General features: G+C 66.0%; 10 protein-coding genes. 7 read left to right on the top strand and 3 right to left on the bottom strand.

Going from position 1 to position 18,002, the window contains the following annotated elements; all coding sequences use genetic code 11:
• The first annotated feature begins 141 nt into the window (after positions 1-141).
• The 5 genes from ACIP67_RS11470 (at position 142) to ACIP67_RS11450 (ending at position 4,924) form a co-directional block, all read left to right on the top strand.
• Positions 142-819: a TnsA-like heteromeric transposase endonuclease subunit gene (locus ACIP67_RS11470; RefSeq protein WP_401690757.1), complete on the top strand. Its 678-nt coding sequence runs from the start codon at positions 142-144 to the stop codon at positions 817-819.
• 17 nt (positions 820-836) lie between these two features.
• The gene (locus tag ACIP67_RS11465; protein WP_401690755.1) at positions 837-2,270 is read left to right on the top strand and encodes a hypothetical protein; all 1,434 of its coding nucleotides are present in this window, start codon (positions 837-839) and stop codon (positions 2,268-2,270) included.
• Positions 2,271-2,331: 61 nt separating this feature from the next.
• Entirely contained in the window at positions 2,332-3,108 is a 777-nt protein-coding gene (locus tag ACIP67_RS11460) for a hypothetical protein (protein WP_401690753.1), read from the top strand.
• Positions 3,105-4,391 (top strand): TniB family NTP-binding protein, encoded by a 1,287-nt coding sequence (locus ACIP67_RS11455; RefSeq protein WP_401690752.1) that lies wholly within the window; start codon positions 3,105-3,107, stop codon positions 4,389-4,391. Before ACIP67_RS11460 ends, ACIP67_RS11455 begins: the two co-directional genes overlap by 4 nt.
• Positions 4,392-4,399: 8 nt before the next feature.
• A complete protein-coding gene (locus ACIP67_RS11450) occupies positions 4,400-4,924 on the top strand; it encodes a TniQ family protein (RefSeq protein ID WP_401690750.1) in 525 nt (174 codons plus the stop codon).
• 1,451 nt (positions 4,925-6,375) lie between these two features.
• On the opposite strand, the gene ACIP67_RS11445 is transcribed toward ACIP67_RS11450, so the two are convergent.
• A complete protein-coding gene (locus tag ACIP67_RS11445; RefSeq protein WP_401690749.1) occupies positions 6,376-9,243 on the bottom strand; it encodes an NB-ARC domain-containing protein in 2,868 nt (955 codons plus the stop codon).
• Between the two features lie 849 nt (positions 9,244-10,092).
• On the opposite strand from ACIP67_RS11445, the gene ACIP67_RS11440 reads away from it, so the two are divergent.
• A complete protein-coding gene (locus ACIP67_RS11440) occupies positions 10,093-10,356 on the top strand; it encodes a helix-turn-helix transcriptional regulator (protein ID WP_362722826.1) in 264 nt (87 codons plus the stop codon).
• A gap of 231 nt (positions 10,357-10,587) precedes the next feature.
• Entirely contained in the window at positions 10,588-12,057 is a 1,470-nt protein-coding gene (locus ACIP67_RS11435) for a UvrD-helicase domain-containing protein (RefSeq protein WP_401690747.1), read from the top strand.
• Positions 12,058-12,382: 325 nt separating this feature from the next.
• On the opposite strand, the gene ACIP67_RS11430 is transcribed toward ACIP67_RS11435, so the two are convergent.
• Both ACIP67_RS11430 and ACIP67_RS11425 read right to left on the bottom strand, forming a co-directional pair.
• Complete coding sequence (locus tag ACIP67_RS11430) at positions 12,383-13,531, bottom strand: hypothetical protein (protein ID WP_401690745.1); 1,149 nt, start codon at positions 13,529-13,531, stop codon at positions 12,383-12,385.
• Positions 13,528-17,988, bottom strand: coding sequence for a hypothetical protein (locus tag ACIP67_RS11425; protein ID WP_401690743.1), 4,461 nt, complete (start codon positions 17,986-17,988; stop codon positions 13,528-13,530). Before ACIP67_RS11425 ends, ACIP67_RS11430 begins: the two co-directional genes overlap by 4 nt.
• Positions 17,989-18,002: the final 14 nt, after the last annotated feature.

Here is an 18,002-nt window from a genome sequence, read left to right as displayed (position 1 = left end):
GGCGAGGCAGCGTTTGCGAAGATCCCGTCGGATTCAAGTCATCTGGACCAGCTTGTCACTGCGTACGACGGGGACGCCGGGCTGCGGGATCGCTTGCGGCTTGGCGATGACTGGGTACGTCGGTGGAGCTCGACATGGCAGGTGGGCGACGGCAAGGTCTGCTGGCCGATCCGCGATATGGCTCACGTACCTGTGCTGTCGTCCCGGCCGATGCGGGGGTTCACGTGGCGGGCGAAGCAGCGGCACCGCCCCGGCCTGGAGGTGATGACCTCAACAGGCAGGAAGCACGGCTTCGAGTCGCTGGAAGAGATGCGCCTGCTGGTCGCGCTGGACTTCTTGAGGGCATCGGAGGTGCTGTCGCAGCCGTTTCGGATGGACTTCGAGCATGCGAGCGGACAGGCCTGGCACATACCAGACTTCCTGGCCGTGATCGGCGGCGGGATGTGGCTGCTGGACGTCCGCCCGATGGAGCTGATCAAGGAAGAGGATGCACTGAAGTTTGCGGCAGCCAGGGAAGTGGCGGCCGCCTGCGGCTGGCGGTACTCGGTGGTCGCGGGCTGGCGCCCGCATGTCTGGAGCGTCCTTGATCACCTGTCCTCGCGCCGCCGGCCGACGAGGGACCTGCTCGGCATGCGCGACCAGTTGCTCACCATTATCGACGGGCAGCGGGGGCGGGTGATGACGTTCTCCGACCTGGCGGACGCGACCAGCGTGCCTGCCGTTGGCCGGGCAAACATCGTCCGGCTGCTCTGGCAACGCGAACTCGGCGTTGACCTGGGCAGTCCTCTGCGGGACAGCTCGCTTATCTGGGCGGTGTGATGGCAGCGAGGGGGTTCTTGAAGATCGCGCCGGGCAGGCGGGTCGCGCTCAATGGCGTCGAGTGGACGGTTGAAGACGTCCACGGCCAACTCGGCCGACTCAGCCTCGTGGATGATGACGGGCGCGCGGAGACCCGCTCGTTCCGCTGGCTCATCAACCATGCTGACCTGCGACTTCTTCCGACGGTCGAAGCGTCGGGACGCCCGTCTCCGGTCGCCCGGCAGCCGAGGACGCTGGCCGACCTGACCAAGGACCAGTTGGATCGCGCGCGGCTGCGGGCTGCACACGTGCTGGAAGCTGAGACGGGGTTCCGGGAGGGCCACCCGGCTCGGGCCCTGCCGGGTGAGCCCCGGCCGGTCTACGACCCGGACCGCACGACGCTGACCCAGCGTCGGTACGCGAAGGCTGCGGAGATGGAGGCGATGCCCCGTCCGGAAGCGGTCCGGTGCGGTCTGCAGCACCTCAGCTACCGGACGCTGGTGCGTCTGTCGGGACTGGCGGGCGACAGTCTCCTGCTGGCCTGCGCGGACGGCCGCTGGACACGGCGACGCAGTGGCCGCCGTTGCATCACCGAGGAGGTCCGGGAGGCGATCTTCGCAGTCAAGGCCGAGTGCGGCGAACGCGCCCGCGTGAGCCTGGCCGCCAGACACCGGTTGATGCACCAGTACATGCGTGAGCGGTTCCCTACGTTTCCCACCAAGAAGATCCCTTCCCGCTGGACGTTCGCGGACGTCTGGGAGGAGTGGTTCGGGCCCGGCGGAGCCCGGCCGCGTTACGGGCGGACGGCCGAGGCCGCCGCGGAGGCCGGGGTCTCCGGCCGGGTGGTGGTCCACCGGCCGGGGCAAGTTCTGGTGCTGGACTCGACCCCGATGCCGGTGAAGCTGCGCGAGACCGTGTTCGGCGACGCGGTCACCGCGACGTTGACCCTCGCGCTCGATCTCTACACGCACGGGCTGCCGGCCTTCCGGCTGACGCTGCAGTCCGACACCTCGGTCGACGTCGCGATGCTGCTGCGGGATGTGATGCTGCCGCTTCCGATGCGGGAGGGCTGGGGCGAGGACATGCAGTGGCCCTACGCCGGGGTCCCGGCCGACGTGATTGCCGAGTTCACCGGGCACCGGGTCGCCGCTCTGCCGTTCTTCGCCCCGGAGACGGTGACTACCGACCACGGCGGCCCCTACAAGAACCATGACCTGGTGGAGGCCGAGCGGGAGATCGGTTGCCGGATCCTTCCTGCCCGCGTCCTGCGGCAGACCGACAAGTTCGCGGTCGAGCGCCAGTTTCTCACCGTCCAGACCATGCTATTCGAGCACCTGCTGGGTTTCACGGGCGGTGACGTCGCGGACCGCGGGGCCGACCCGGGAACGCGACGCGAGCCTTACGCTCGCGCAGGCCGAGCACATCATCGCGACCTGGATTGTCCAGATCTGACAGAACCGCAAACTAGGTGAATACGCCCCGAGTTGGGCGCCGGGTGAGGACCACAGCCCCAGCACGCTGTTCGCTGCGGCGATGGAGCAGGGCGGCTTCGACCTGGACTTCCCCGAGCCGAGCTTCTACTACAAGGTCCTGCGCAAGCACCACGTGAAGATCCATCCGCGTCGCGGAGTGAAGATCCTCGGGCTTTGGTATCACCACCCGGTCCTCGACGAACCGCGCTTCCAGCAACCCTCCGCCCGAGGCGGCAAACACACGCGCCAGTGGGTGGTCCGGAGTGACCGAAGGGACCGTCGGCAGGTGTTCTTCCAGGACGATGCCGATCATGAGACCTGGCATGTCCTGCGCTGGCGGGGGCTGCCGCCCGAGGGCGAGATCCCCGCCTTCTCGGACAAGACCGCTGGCTCCCTCCTGGCACACGTGAAGGCAAACAACATCAGGATCCACTCCGAGAGCGAGCTCTTGGAACATCTGCTGGGGATCCTCGGCTCGGTCACCCCCGTCGACCAGTGGCCCAGCCAGGCCAAGAAGAAGGCCGGGAAGAAGCGGCGCCGCGCCAAGGCCCGCGAGATCACCCGAGCACAGGCCGCGGCGGCCGACCGCCCCGCCGCACCAGCTGCCGCAGACGAGCAGGTTCCGGCCCAGATGCCCGTGGCCTGGGCCGAGCACGCTCGCACGATCGACCGCGCGGTCGATGCCGACCGCCGACGACGACGCGAAGAGGCACTCGCCGACGCCAAGCCCGTCGCCCCGGCGACGCTGCACGAAGCCCTGAACCGGCGCCCCATGTTCCGGCTTCCGCCCCCTGATGGCTCGGAAGCCGATACAACTGCCCGAGAGGACGACACGTGACCCGAGCCCGCTCTCACGGTGATCCGCTGGTGGGCCTGCCTTCCCGAGCCAGGATCGCCGAGTCGATCCTGAGCAGCCGCCCGCCCCTCGACACCTACATCGGCTGGCAGCACTACCGCACCCACTGCGGCCTGCTCGTCCCCGCTCGGGCGATCTCGCCTCGGCGGTGGTCGATGCTCCCCGAGAGCCGCCAGTACGACTACGACCTCTATCGAGAGTTGACGAACGCGAACCTCCCACTTCAGGACACCCCCATGCACGACAAGGTCGGGAAACTGATCCGGCGCCGGTTGAGCAACAATACGAGGAAGAAGGACGACCCGACGCGTGCCGGTGTCATGATCAGCGCCTGGGGCAACTACGGAAAGACCGCGTCTGTCTGCTCAGCCGGGGCCGTCTTCGAAGAGCAATGGCTGGCACTGCACAGATGCCTCAACCCGGCAGCTCTTCCAGGCGCGCGGGATCTTCACGCGCCGGTTGTCTACGTCTCGACCCCGGTAACAGCGACCCCGAAGAGCCTTTGCTCGTCGATCCTGGGGTTCTTCCGTGCTCCGACCCGCAAGTCGGCCACACTGCCGGAACTGGTCCGGCTGGTCGCCGACTCCCTTCACGACCACGGAGTCAAAGCGCTGATCCTGGACGACATCAGCCGCCTACGGATGCACCGAGCTGACGACCAGGACGTCCTCGACCTGATGCGGGCCTTCATGAGTCTGGACCTCACCCTGATCCTGACCGGTGTCAACATTCCCGGCATCGGGCTGCTGCGCGAGGCCAAGTGGAACAAGACGACACGGCAGTGGGAACTGCCGTCGCTCGAGTCGACTCGCATCCACGGTTTGGAGATCACACAGACCGAGCACCGCTTCGAGCTCATCGAGATCGACCGCTTCCGCTACGTCACTCCGAAGCAGATCGGGGCCTTCGTCGACCACCTGACGGGAATCGAGCAGCACCTGCGATTGCTGAACGCGAAGGCGGGCATGCTCACCGGCGGCACCATGCCGGAGTACCTGATGCGTCGCACCGGCGGCGTCATCGGCCTGCTGGGACGCCTCCTCGAGGACGGAGCCCACGAGGCTATAGGCGGGAAGGAACTGATCGACGAGAGCCTGCTGGACGAGATCGTGCTCCGGCGGGACGGGCCTGAACACGCGCCGGACGAGCCCGTAATCCCGGCCGACCCAGGGAGCGCCGACAAACCGTCCCCGCGGACGGAATCGGCACGGCCCCGGAACACCACTTTCGATGACCACGGCCCTGCCGGCGCAACCGGAAGTTGAAACAAGCTATGCACCCCTTGCCCCGAAGCTTGGATCCGATCGCCGGTGAGTCTCTCGTCAGTTACCTTCAGCGCCTGGCCTACAGGATCGACGTTTCGCCGCTGCGCCTAGCCCGAATGGCCGGATTGCACGGCTGGTCGAATAACTCTCCACCCGCGCGAGCTATCTCACTGGAACTCGGCAGGGAGCAGCTTTCCAACCTTGCAAGACTTGCTCGAATCACCCTGAAGGAAGCCGAAGAGCTAACTTTTTCATCCTGGAAGAGTCACTATCCGCCAATCATGAATATTATTTCAGATAACGGATCACGGTCCGACTCATGGCTATTTGCCGGCACCCCCAGGTTCTGTCCGCGATGCCTCGATCGGGGCGCATGGAAAAAGGAGTGGAGTCTTCCTGTCGTTTTCGCATGCATTGAGCATCAGATTTTCCTCCACGCAGTCTGTCCACAGTGCGCTCGCCTGAGCGAGCGCCCTTGGCAGTTACTGCAGCGTCCGAATGATCACACACTCCACCCCGCTCAATGCAGATAAACGACACCCGACCTCGCCGACCACAAGAGGAAGTCGACAGCTTGCGGCTATCGACTCGACAGAGCAGACATTTCAGGACTGGAAATTGAGCCCGCTCTTCTCGATTTCCAAATCGCAATCACGCGTCGATTAAATCCGCAGAGTACACCAGAGGAATCAGGCGCCTATTTTACCGATCTCCGACTTATCATGGCCTTGATCAACTCCACCTGGCCGCATACCAGCACCCTAATTCATGCCGAGCTCGTCAAAGATGTGGATACCTACATTCAGTCGGAAACGAAAACACGAAACGGGCCGCTCGGCAGCCCCCAACGCTATCGCATACTATCTGACCCACCACGAGAGGCACGCACATGTGCTGCCCTCATGCAGGCCGCGGACGCCCTCTTGCTATCCGACGACCTCCCCGAATCCCTCCCTCGCTTCATTGACTCACCCTCGACAGAAAGATTTCCACGGAAAGCCTGGGCTAATGTATTCGAGAAACACAGAGACTCTTGCTCCGAGAAACTGCGCGCAGCGGCTACCCCCGCCGCTCACAGATACCGAAGAGTCAGAATAAGCGGCCCGCGGGCTCCTCTGCGCGACGACTATCAACCACAGCACATTCCGGCATACCTGGAGCAGAAATGGTTCGACTCGCACTTCGACCACATCACTGGAATCCGCATCAGGGCTCTACGTCGGACTGCCGCAGTCCAACTAGTCCAGTGGGTGAATGGTGGATCAATGGGTGATGCCGCCCAGTTCTTGGGCCTCAACCACGCCGGGGTTCAGTACGCCCCCATCACCGACCTTCGATATTGGGCGGGAACCCGACGCAATATCGCAGAGTTCGAGACGGCTCTTCACGAATTGGCCGCAGAACTTCGAACATCTTCGGTTCCCCCGATCGACTACCGGCGGCGTAGGGCCGTACTCCAGGATTGGGTGCTCCCACCTGAAACCTGGAGACGCATCGCCAATGAGCTGCCACCCAATAGGGGTGGAGCCCCGGTCATGGACGACCGGAAGCGTCAGGTTGCATCCGTCTTCGTCTGGACTCACGTCACACAAGGCGAGCACCTTTTCGCTCCCCGCCCGCTCGAACGCGAGCAGCCACCGGACACCCAACGGATCTGGGCACTTCGCCGAAACACAACCTGGTTCCAGATGACCAGGCACGACGCTTATCCCCACTTTGCCGACCTACGGAAGGCCCTTGCCGAGTGCGCAGCCCAGCTGGCCCTGAGTATCGACAACAGGGAATCAATTACCTAACTTCGATCGTTCATGAGGTTCGTCAGATTGCTGACGGACCCTTTATCGGCGAATCTGCTGTTGTGTGCCTGCGCCGCGTTCCACCACCGCCTCTTGCGCCCCGGCTGTAGCCGGTACCGAGCCTGCGTGGGCGATGCCCGCCGCGCTCAGCCATCATGGGGGTCGGGAACACCCCCGACGCGGCCGGCCTATCCCTCACTGGCCTTACGGATCAGGTCCCGCAGGGCTCGAGCACTGCTGATGGCATGGGCGTCGGCATCGGAGCCCATGGCGACGAACTCATCAAGATCAGGCCAATCGACCACGCGCTCCAACAGGCGCAGAGCGCCGACGTCGCCTTCATTGAGCGCCGCGGCGCAAGCAACGCAGACGTTCCGGATCAGGTCCACGATGGCGTGCCGAAAGAGCCGTGGAGCCGTGGCGTCCTGCTGCCAGTGAGTAACCTCTCCGATCGCCTCGTCCCACTCTGCCTGCCCGGCCAGGGCTTCGACGAGGCGGCGGCGGGTTTCCACTTCGACTGGCCCGGACACTCCCGACTCCAGCAGCCCTCGACAGTGCGCTTCTGCTTCGGCGTAACGATGGTTCTGCAAGCAGGCTTCTGCCCTTTCCAGTACTGCGTAATTGTCGGCGTACGAAGTCGGCTCGATGCGCGACTCGACGTCCCTGAAGGCATCGGCGAGCATCGCGAGCCTTTTCGAGATGTCCCCCGAGAGGCTCGTTCCGTGGATCAGCAGGCGCGAATCGATGGCCAATTTCATAGCAGCCTTGGGGTAGTCGAACAGCCATGCACGCGCCTGCTGGAGTACGAACTCCAGATGGCCGACCGCGTCGTCCAGTGTGGTCTCGAGCATCGGCCGTCTGTCACGGCCGAGCTCGTGCACCTGGATGGGCATCGCCGCCAGAGCAAATCGTGTCTGTACGACGAGTGCGTCGTTGTCCGAGCCGGCTCTCGCCAGGTAGTCGAGCTCCTGCAGATAGAGTTCCTCGGCCCGCACAACGTCTCCCTGACTGTAGTAGGAGCCGGCGAGATTTCCGCAGATGAGGGCTGCGCGTTCGGTCGGCAGGCCGAGGCGGTCGATGTGGGTCAGGAGCATCTCGGCGTGCGACTGCATGACCCGCACCCGCTCCAACTCGCCCAGCTGTGTGGGCCCGGTGAGCCAGCGCTCCACATGGCCGGCCAGTTGATCGATCGCTGTCGACTGTGCCGGGTGCCTAGCCAGGCGTTCGCGCATCAGCTCCTGACTGACCGTGTTGATGGCCAGGGAGCGGTCGGCCCCGGGCATGGTCTCCCCGTACGAGGGCGGCAGAGGGAGATCGTTCTTGATGAGTGAGAAGCGGGCGAGCTCACGCAGCGATTCGCCGATGTTGACCGTCTCCGGGGGAACGAGTACAGGGCCGCGGTGCTCGGCGTCGAAGTCCTCGACCCTGGTGATCGCCGCGGCCAGCAGAAGGTGCGCGGGTATCCGCTGGGACGCGAGATAGCCAGCCGCGTAGAACATCTGCAGCGCAACGGCGGCGGCATCGAGGACCGTGTCCGGCTGGATCCGTGCCTCGATCTGTTCGATGCACATAGCGTGGGCGGCGGCGAGCGTACGGGGATAGCCGACGGGCACCACCTCCTCGTCCGCGTAGGAGCGGAGCTTGAGGGCCTTGAGGTAGTGGTCAACCTGGTCGAGCCCCAGCCCGCACGTATAGAGGTAACTGGCGCCGAGCTCCAAGGCCAGGGGCCAGTCGCCCAGTTCGCGTGCCAGCCGGTCCAGCGCGCCCTGCCACTGGACTTGTTCCAACTCGCCCAGGTGCAGGCGCCGGGTCAACAGCCGGACGGATTCGGGACGTTCCATGGCGGAGACCTGCACCACCTCACCCGTGCCCAGATGCGTGGCGGCGTTCAGCGTGGTGACGATGACGTCACCCCGGCTCGCCGTGGGTACCCAAGCCTCGGTCTGCCGCATTGCGGCCACGTTATCGAGAACCAGCAGCCAGCGGCCGGGCAGCCGGCCGAGGGCTCGCTGCACCGCCTGTTGCGTTTCATCGGGCCGGGCTTCTGGGCTGGCTACGCTCGGTTCCAGGACGTCCAGTACCCGTTGGAACGAGTTATGGGTCGAGTACGTGGTCTCGCAGTCGATCCAGCCGATGAAGTCGTAGGCATCGGCCCTCTCCGCGATGTAGAGGGCAGCGGCGCTGGACTTGCCGATTCCTGACGGTCCCACGAGGGTGGCTCGGCGCGTCGGGTGCGTCCGGGTCGTGGGGAAGGCGGCGAGCAGCGGATCGATAAGACTGGGCCGGCGCACATCGGGGATGGTCGGGATCTTCCCCGCTATGGCGCCCCAGTCGCGTGAACCGATCGACTGCGCCAAGGTCTCCGCGTCGACCAGCAGCAGCGAGCGCAGCTCGGCTACGGAGAAGGTGGCCCGCGCGCCGGTCACATCGGCGGCGCGGCCGAATACTTCGGCGATGAGGTACCCGGTGAGCAGCCCGGCAGACTCCTCTCCCAGACCTTGATGTGCACGATTGCGGATGCAACGCAGGGAGTTGCGCAGCTCTTCGAGGATCTCACTGTCATCGCGCGGGTCGAATTCGAGGCGGCAGCGGGCCAGCCGGGAAAGGCCGTCGGCGTCCAGCCGTGCCAGCTGGTCTTGGCGTTGCGGTGCGTCGTGGAAGAGTTCCATCAAGGTGTCCCGCAGGACGTGCGGCTCGAACTCCGCGGACAGGGCTTCTTCGAGCCGGTCCCCCTTGGCGCCCGGGCGGGCATTGGTCAGCAGGCAGTAACTCCCCGCCGACTGGCTGCCGTTAAGCATCTGCAGGATGATGCCCAGCGCCAGGGCACCGCTCATGGAACCGCCTGCGACCCGGCTCTTGACCTGAACCGCCGTGCGCACGGCTCCGTCCGCGTCCACCACGTCAAAATCGACCTTGTCCACCGCTTGGTCGCCGGGCGGCGGGCCTTCCACCCGGACGCCGGCAACCTGCGGCTCGTCGATCACCGCAACCAGCTGTTCCAGTGTTCGCAGATACTGGTAGAGAAACCCTCGTGCCGCGACGCGTCCCCCGTCCATGCCCACATGCTCCTTCCGGATCGGCGCGCCGGGTGCGACCTCCCGACGACGGCGTGATGATCAACAGCCAAGCCTATGGGAGAGCCGGGCAGGACCGGACACTCCTGCCGATTCCGTCCCGATCACGTTTCCGGCCAACCCGCGAACGCGGCCGTGCCTCCTGGGTCGCCTGACGAGGTCAGGTCCAGCACCTCGGTGGCGCATGGGACGAGCGGGGCAGCCAGGAGATCTGCCTCACGGGGCTTCCACCCACTCGCCGGGGTCAGCGACGAGATCCGCCGATGCTTCACCCGCGGACGCCCGCACGTTCAGGCCGTCCGCACTCTGCGGAGGTTCCGGGACAGTAGCGGCATGGGGAATGGCGGCGGCACAGGCCGTACAAGCGTCTGCAAGGTGCCAAGTACGGCCTCGATCAGCCCGGATGAGCAGCAGGCGCAGCGGCCCCGAGCAGGGCCCCTGCCGCCGGTGCCATGCGCAGACCTTCTCCCGACATTGGCAGGTGCGCAGATGCGCAGGGAGTCGGGACTCCATGAGGTGACCTGCAAGGTGCCGGCGAATCTCCACAACCCCGGCGACAGCCAAGGCCACGGGCTGCGTGCACGCACTGCACATCAGCACACGCCGTCCAGCCGGACTGCTGATCGTGACGGTCCAGGCGCGTGAAGACAGGGCCACGGACATCGGTCCCTCCAAGCCGTGATCGGTCAGTCGCCGGCCCTCATTCCGGGCGACTTCGGGCGCGCACACCGTAGTGCAGACCCCTGCCCTTCCGGGGACCCTTCCGTTTCGACACAAATAGGGCAGAGGTCTGCACTGTCAGGGCAGGGGTCTGCACCGTCGGATGGACGAGTGACGATCTTCCCGCCGCCGGAGCCCGACCCGACGGCACTGAGGCTTTCCCTCGCGCAGCTGCGCGCGCAACACGGGTGGAGCTACGACGAGCTCGCCGCCCGCAGCGGCCTGTCCCGGCGCACTCTGATCGAGATCGAACAGGGCCGCACGATCGGCACATTGGCCACCTGGCATGCCCTCGCCCACGCCTTCACCATGCCACTGGGAGAGCTCCTCGGTCCGCTATGCACGGGACACGAACCCCCAGCGTCCGCCACCTGAGTCGAGCCGTCCAACGGCCACCCGAACGGGACAGCGCCCTCGTACATCCTTCCTGGATTCGGATTCTTGTCGCCGCCCTGTCACCTCATCGAGGGGACCGGGCGGCGGGTGCTTAGGTGGCGGGCGCGTCCGTTGGCACTTTTCACTCTGGCACCTTCCCCAAGGTGCGGCCCTTTCCTGCGCCCACGTACCGATGGCGTGGGCCTTCGAGCCTGCGGAGAGATCTGTCCCATGCCCTTTTCCCCGACCGACGAACAGGCCGCCGCCCTCGAGGCGTTCCGCAGCGGCTGCCATCTCGCCATCCAGGCCGGCGCAGGCACAGGAAAGACGTCCACGCTCGTCTTTCTCGCGGAGCAGATGCCGCAGCGGCGTGGGCGCTACCTCGCCTTCAATCGCGCCATCGCTCTGGACGCCGCCGCCCGTTTTCCATCGACGGTCCAGTGCAAGACGGCCCACTCACTGGCCTACGCCGCCCTCGGTCACCGCTACCGCGGCCGCCTCAACGGCCCTCGGCGGCCCGGCTGGCGGATCGGGCAGGACCTGGGCCTGCACGCCCCTGCCGATATCGGCCGGGCGGGGCTGATGCCGGCAACGCTCTCCAACGCCACCCTGCGGACGGTGACCCGCTTCTGCCAGTCGGCCGATGCAGAACTGGCCCACCATCACGTTCCACGCCTGCGGGGCCTCGACGACGAGGACCATGCTGAACTGGCCGACCTGATCCTGCCGTACGCGGCGAAGGCCTGGGCCGACCTGCAGGACCCCTTCGGCGGAGTGGTCCGTTTCGAGCACGATCATTACCTGAAGATGTGGGCGCTGACCGAGCCTGTCCTGCACGGCGACTTCCTCCTCCTGGACGAGGCCCAGGACACCAACCCCGTCCTTGAGCAGATCGTCCTGGCCCAGCAGGAACGCGCACAGATCGTCATGGTCGGCGACTCCGCACAAGCCATCTACGGCTGGCGCGGCGCACGCGACGTGATGGCAAGGTTCACCGGCCATCATCTGACGCTCACCCAGTCCTTCCGATTCGGCCCCGCGCTCGCCAGCGAGGCCAACCGCTGGCTCACCCTCAGCAACGCCCCCATCCGCCTGACCGGGACACCCGGCATCGCCACCACGGTCGGATCCCGTGCAAGCCGCCCGGATGCGGTGCTATGCCGGACCAACATCGGCGCGATGACCGAGATCCTCTCTCTCATCGCGGCCGGCACCAGAACGGCCCTGGTGGGCGGCGGCGATTCCCTTCGCACCCTGGCATGGGCCGCCCGCAACCTTATCCAGGGGCGTCGCGCCCACCATCCCGAGCTCGTGCTCTTCCCTACCTGGATGGCCCTGCGCGACTACGCGGAGCACGACCCCGCCGGCAGCGACCTGCAGCCCTTCGCCAACCTCATCGACGAGCACGGCCCAGACGCCATCCTCCAAGCCGTCGACCGACTCGTTCGCGAAGACGACGCCGAGGTCACCGTTTCCACCGCCCACAAAGCCAAAGGCCGGGAATGGGCCCGGGTGCGCATCGCACCCGACTTCACGCCGCCGCCCGACACCGACGAGGTCGACTCCCAGGGTCATCCCGTTCCCCAGCCCGTCGACGAGGCAGAAGCCCGCCTGGCATACGTCGCCGTCACCCGAGCCCGCCACCACCTGGACCCCACCGGCCTCGCCTGGATCCACCAACACCCCGACAATCCCGCCTGAACTGCCACCTACGAAGGCGTCGCGGGACGCGCCATACGCTGTCTCATGAGACAGGTCGCATTTTGGAGAACAGCGACCACCACAGGAAATTGGGCTGATGGGCGTCGCCGCGGCGTGAAGCCACCCAATGATGCTCACACACAGTGAATTCCACCATCATGATCTGCCGACTTCCCCTCGCAAGATCCGCCAACAGGACACCTCCACACGCTCCTGACGGAACATCTCAGACCATGATTCGCCAACGAAAACTCTCAGTCACATAATTGAGACCGGCCAGAATTTCACGCGGGTCCCGGACCGAGTACCGCAGGGTCCAGATCCGTCAGCGAACATCCGCGTACCAATCTGTATTTCGTTGCAGGTAGCGATATCCGACCCATTCCTGAGCGAGTCGTTTGCCTTCCATGAGAAGTCCCACGGTGTCCGCGCGGTGTTGTGCGGGAAGCCAGCTCGCCAGTTGTGTGGCCTCCGCCGCATTGGCCGGAGCCTCCTTGGCGTTACGGGGCCGCCCCAGGTCCAATAGCACTTCGTACAGCTTTCCGGTGGGCTGCACGGCGGGCAGACCGAGTTGCGATGCCGTGTGGGAGGCCTTCAGCGGGATGCGTACACCGCTGAGGTCCAGGTCGCCGACGTAGCGGATCTCCGAGATGCGGTGCTCCGCGGTGATGGCCCGGACTGAGGCTCGGAAGGTGCCGCCCAGTCCCCACGCGACATATCCAAGGCGGTGCTGTTCGGGAAGGCACTTGACGAGGGACCACCAAGTGGTCGAGTTCTCGACAACGAGCAGGACGTCACCGGTGCCGACCCGCCAGTACCGGCCATCCGTTTCCTCCAGGGGGAAGGTTTCCGTGAGCAGCGGTGGGGGCGGCCGGAAGGTTCGGATGACCTCGTCGAGCCGGTCCGGATCGGAGAAAAGGGGCCCGGACTTCAGCTCGTCGAAGGTCTTCTCGGGCATGGGGAAGTCTGCCTCGGAACCGAAGGTGCCGAAGATCTCCAGGGCGCGCTCGCGGATCGGTACGGCGAACAGGTCCGGGTCACTCTTGCGCCACAGGTTGAGGGCTGTGTAGGCGGTCCGCTGCTTGGGAGTGGCTCGCTGCCATTCTCGGGCGAGCCAGCTCAGTTCGTGATGCCAGCGTGGCATCGGTTCTTCGGTACGGACGGGACGGTCCTCGGGCAGGAGCCAAATACTGACCGGCAGGGATACCGTCTCGGGAGTCCTGTCCTGGAAAGCCTTGATCAGACCATTCTGTTCGAGGACTTTCAGACAGCCGTCGAGCACCGCCGGCTCGAACTCTCCTTCGGGATTGCGGTTGCGGATGGCCCGGAAGGCCTTCAGTACGGCGTCCAGCGGTATCTGCGTCTTGGTGTCGGCTCTGCGCTTGTTGTCCTTGGCCCACTGTCGCAGGAGCGCGAGGAGTTCACGTTCCCGTCGGCGCAGTGCGGTCGCGTCAGTCGGTGTCTCCCGCGTCATTCTCCGGCACCTTCCGCGTCGCGGGTGAAGACCCTGGCGGCGGACAGACGTCCGGTGCCGTCCGTGGGAGGGAGACGGTCGAGGTGGTTGCGGATTAGTTCGTCCACGACCAGATACTTGCGCGCGGCCCTCAGGTCGGCGTCGTTCCGCAGCCGGATGATCAGGGGGAACTGTCCCAGTGCGTTCTCGTCGAAGAGTCCTGTGGTGTAGACGAGTTGGACTCCGAGCGCCTCCGCCACCGATCGTTGCAGGTCGAGCAGGTAGTCGGCGTTGGCCCGTCCGATGGGGTTGTCGAGGAAGAGGACGCCTGCGTGGCGGTCGCGTCTGCGGCCCTTGGTGTTGGCTCGCAAGGCCGCCATCGTGCAGTACAGGAGGATGGCGGCAGTGAGTTCCTGGCCGCCGGAGAAGATCTCCTTGACCTTGGACACCCGTACGCGCTCCGTTCGCAGGACCTTGTCGGGCTTGAGTATGTACACCCGGAATCCCTTGGGGACGGCTGTGTGCACGCCACGCAGCAGCAGGGAGAGACCGTCGCGCCGCGTCTTGCGTCCGTCGCTGGTGACGCCGGCGGCAGCCTCGTCGACCACCTGTCCCAAGTGGGCCGTGAGTAGTTCGTCGCTGAGCCTGTCGAAGTTGAACTGGATGAATTCCTGCCCGGCCCATTCAGCGAGGGAGCGCGGTAGCGCGGACAGGCGCTGTGCCGACCGCAGGACGGCCAAGGCCTTGTCGACCTCGCCCTTGAGGTGATCGATGATCACTTGCCGGTGTCTGCTGATCTGGTTCAGGTCGTCGGTGAGGCTCCGCAGCCGCGAGGTGAGGGGGATGTTCCAGCCGCGTGCCTGGGCGGTCAGTTCCTCGGGCGGGAGGATCAGGATCTGGCGACGGACGGGGATGTTCAGGGAGTCGTACTTGTCGGCGCCCGCGTGCTTCTTCAGCCTCTCGATTGCCTTGCGCAGATTCCGCTCATGTCTGGCCAGATCGTCCCGGGCTGTGTTCCTGGCATGGTCGAGTCGGCGGTGCTCGTGGCGTGCCGCAGCGGCGTCATCCGTGAACGGCTCGTCGGCGGCTTCCTCGGGAGTGAGAGCCGCGAGGGTTTCCGCCAGGATGGTGAACTCCTTGGCGGTGTCCTTCGCCGCCTCCCATGCCAGGACGGCCGCTGTGTGCAGGGAGGTCACCGAAGCCTCCGCGTCCGCGGCGGCCGACTGCTTCGACCGGGCTTCCTCGACCGCTTCCTGACATGCGGTGATGTCGCGGGGCTGCCGCTCCAGGGGCATGGGGGCAACGCTCTCCGAAACGAACACCCGGAATTCGCTCTCGCGTTCTTTCAGGGCGTTCTCCTGCTGTCCTTGGGCGAGTTGGGCCTTCCCGACCGCCTCTTCGGCCGCCTTCTGCCTACGGCCCGCGCGCCGTAGGGCTTGTGCGCGGGTGGTCGCGTCGGAGGCCTCCGGAGTCAGCAGGAGTCGGTGGGCCTGGTCACGAGGAGCATCGTCCAGCGTGGAGTACTCGTCGCTGGCCTCCGTCTCCTCCGCCTCCGCCCGGATGAGACTTCGGCGCAACTCGTCCGGCACATTGGCTTTCTCGTAGTTGTCGGATGCGGTCTTGTAGGTGTTACGCAGCAGAGCAATGGGCTCGTGTGGAGCATCCGCCTCCTCAGGGACACCCTGCGCGCCGGGCAGTGCCGCCCGTTCCTTGAGCGCGTCTTCCTTGATTCGGAGTTGTTCACCGGCTGTGTTCCTGTGTTCTTTCGCCAGACGGCGGTGTTCGTCCGCGGCAATCAGGGCTTGGTCAGCCGCTTCGTTCTGCTGATCTCGTCGTACTTCGGCGGCACGGGCCAGGTCTGACCATCCCGGGATCTGGGCCAGTCGTTGGGCGATGTCGTCGAGTCTGCCGCTCACCGCCGTCAGACGGTCCCGCTCGCTCGCGGCCGTGCGTTGCGCTGTCCGGTTTTGTGTCTGCCGCTTGACCAGGTCGGTGACGCCGCGCCGTCGGTCGGCTGTGAGTTTCTCCGCCGTGGCGAGATCCTCGGCGGCCACAGCAGCCCTTTCGGATAGGGCTGCGACGGCACCAGGCGGGTAGCTCTCCCGCCATGTGGCGATCCGGTGCCTGAGTTCCTCGTCCCTGCGTTTGGAGGCCACGACCTCGGCGAGGCGCTGTATCCGTTGGGAGCACCGCTCCTCAACGGCCCGGTGTTCGGTTTCGGCTGCGTCGTGGTCGTACAGCGCGGGATGGAAGGGGAGCGTGAACGCAACGCCGTCCGGTTGCCCGGCCTGTAGGGATTCGAGTGCCTCGCTGGTGCCCACGGCCACGTAAGCGGTGGGCTGGGGTGTCAGCGCGGCGAGGATGTCACGGGCCTCACTCACATCACCACCGGAGTTCAGCAGGACGCCACTGACGAGATGGGGAGCCCTGGCTATGAACTCCTCGCGCTTGTGCTGGGGGTAGTCCGCAAGATGTTCCCAGCCCGGCCAGGCGTCGATCTGCCGGTCCCTCAGGATCCGGCAGGCTTCGGTCACGACGGCCGGCGGAGGCAGCAGCCGCCCATCGGCCAGGGCCAGCCGGTCTTGCTCGTCGCGGGCGTCCTCGATCCGCAGCGCAACGTGTTCCCGTTCGGCTTCGGCGATCGCTCCGGCAAGACGCTCGACCAGGAGGTGCGCGTCCTGGTCGAGGTCGACTCGTTCGCCGTCGAGGAGCTCGGTCAGCCGTGGCTCGGATTCCAGTGCCGTCTTGGGACCCGTGGCCTGTTCCAGCCTGTCCTGGAGGCGTTCGGCAGACTGACGTGCCTTCCCCTCGTTCTCCTTCGCGTCGTCCAGGAGCCGCTGGACCTCGAGGTGTTCTTCGGCGAGCGCTTCCGCCTCCTCTGCCAGCGCGTCGACCTTTTTGCGTGCGGCTTCGAGAGCGTGCTGTGCGTCCTGGGCGGCCTGCGGCAGCGCCTCCGTGTCGGCTGCCAGTCCGTCGGCCACGGCCTGCTGGGCGTCTGCACGGACCGCCTCCATACGCTGGACGAGGCTCTGCCGCTCGGCCTCCGCTGCGGTCGAAGCCTTGAGCGACTCCTCTCGCTCGCCGCGGACTTTCGCCTCGGCCTCGTCACGTTGACGCGCCGCCTCCTCTTCATCGCGTGCCCGGGTTCCGGCTTTGCGGACGAGGGCCGAGAGCCCGGCGGCAAATGCCCTGGCGGCCTGCTCACGCGCCTCGAAGGCAGGGCGGGCCTGTTCCTCGCCTGCGTTGACCAGCTCACGCAGCCGGGTCGCCTCGCCGGTCTTCTCCTGGTGGCGCAGTACGACGGCTGTCGCCTGCCATCCTGCTGTCAGGGCGTTGGCATCGTCCCGCTCAGTGGACGCCCGCGCGACAAGAGCCCTGGCCTCCTCCAGACGCATCGCGGCAAGGCTGAGTCGCTGCTCGGCCACGGTCGCGCTCCACCGCTTGGCCAAGCGCGCGGCGTCGTCCCGTTCCCGTGCGAGACGGGTCGCCTCCTGCTCCAGTTTCCCCAGGCGGGTGTCGTCGTCCTGGACGCGACGCTTGAGCTGCCCGGCGAACTTCACCAGGCCCTCCTCGGCCTGCTGGACGTGCTTCCGTGCTTCGGCCTCCGCGCGTGACGTCTCGATTAGCGGTCCGTGGAGTTCGACTGTGTGCTCCACGAACTCCTGCTCCAGCAACAGGCTCCGCCTCCGGGCGAGCTTGTCCAGGTGCTGGGACACCAGCTTGGCCAACTCGGTCAGGCTGTCCTGCTTGATCACGGCTTTGAGCAGGAAGTCGACGAAGCTCGCGTCCGAGTCGAGGTCGAACGCGCGTACCGCCTCACCCTCGCCCTTGTTCATCACCCGCTGGTAGCGGAAGAGTTCGGAATCGATGCCGACCTTCGCCAGACGCTCCGTCCAGTCGGTTTGGGACTTCGGCCAGTCGAGCCCCAGACGGGGGTCCGCGTCACTGAGTTCGAGCAGTTCATTGCGGTAGGAGTCGAAGGACAAATAGCGGCGTCCGCCGTCGGTGATCGGCAGAGTGTCCAGGGCCAGCGTCTCGGTGGGGTAGAAGTAGTACCACCCCTCCTGGAGGTTGTCCGCGGCCTTGGAGACTGTCTGGTTCTTCCACGCCATCGCCTTGCCGGTGACAAGGGACCGGCCGTTCACCGCGTGCGTCCATTCGAGAGCGACGTGTGAGACGTCCTGGGCCAGCACGTAGTTGTCGAGGAGGCGGGGGTCGTCGGCCCCCTTCACGAGGCCCCGCCCCGGGAGCAGCACCGAGAACACCAGCTTGAGAAGCACGGACTTGCCGCCGCCGTTCTCGAGGAAGAGCACGCTGGCGGGCGACGGACGCAGTGTTTGCGTCACGGAATCGAACAGATCTGCCTGCTCCTGGGCGACCGGACGGCCGGCACCGCTGAGGTCCAGAGTCACATCCTGGAACCGTGCGCCCACGGGGCCGACCGAGCAGAGGCGGATCCGGGAGAGCTCGTAGTTCATCGTGTTTTCCATGC

Source organism: Streptomyces sp. NPDC088812, from assembly GCF_044750285.1.
Classification (GTDB): Bacteria; Actinomycetota; Actinomycetes; order Streptomycetales; family Streptomycetaceae; genus Streptomyces.
Note: the sequence above shows the minus strand (reverse complement) of the source record. Positions and strands in the feature narration are given on the sequence as shown.

Excerpts from the sequence above, each read along its gene's own strand:
- ACIP67_RS11460 (WP_401690753.1), top strand. The coding sequence starts at position 2,332 with ATGGAGCAGGGCGGCTTCGACCTGGACTTCCCCGAGCCGAGCTTCTAC.
- ACIP67_RS11425 (WP_401690743.1), bottom strand. The coding sequence starts at position 17,988 with ATGAACTACGAGCTCTCCCGGATCCGCCTCTGCTCGGTCGGCCCCGTG.
- ACIP67_RS11450 (WP_401690750.1), top strand. The coding sequence starts at position 4,400 with ATGCACCCCTTGCCCCGAAGCTTGGATCCGATCGCCGGTGAGTCTCTC.
- ACIP67_RS11445 (WP_401690749.1), bottom strand. The coding sequence starts at position 9,243 with ATGGACGGGGGACGCGTCGCGGCACGAGGGTTTCTCTACCAGTATCTG.
- ACIP67_RS11435 (WP_401690747.1), top strand. The coding sequence starts at position 10,588 with ATGCCCTTTTCCCCGACCGACGAACAGGCCGCCGCCCTCGAGGCGTTC.
- ACIP67_RS11430 (WP_401690745.1), bottom strand. The coding sequence starts at position 13,531 with ATGACGCGGGAGACACCGACTGACGCGACCGCACTGCGCCGACGGGAA.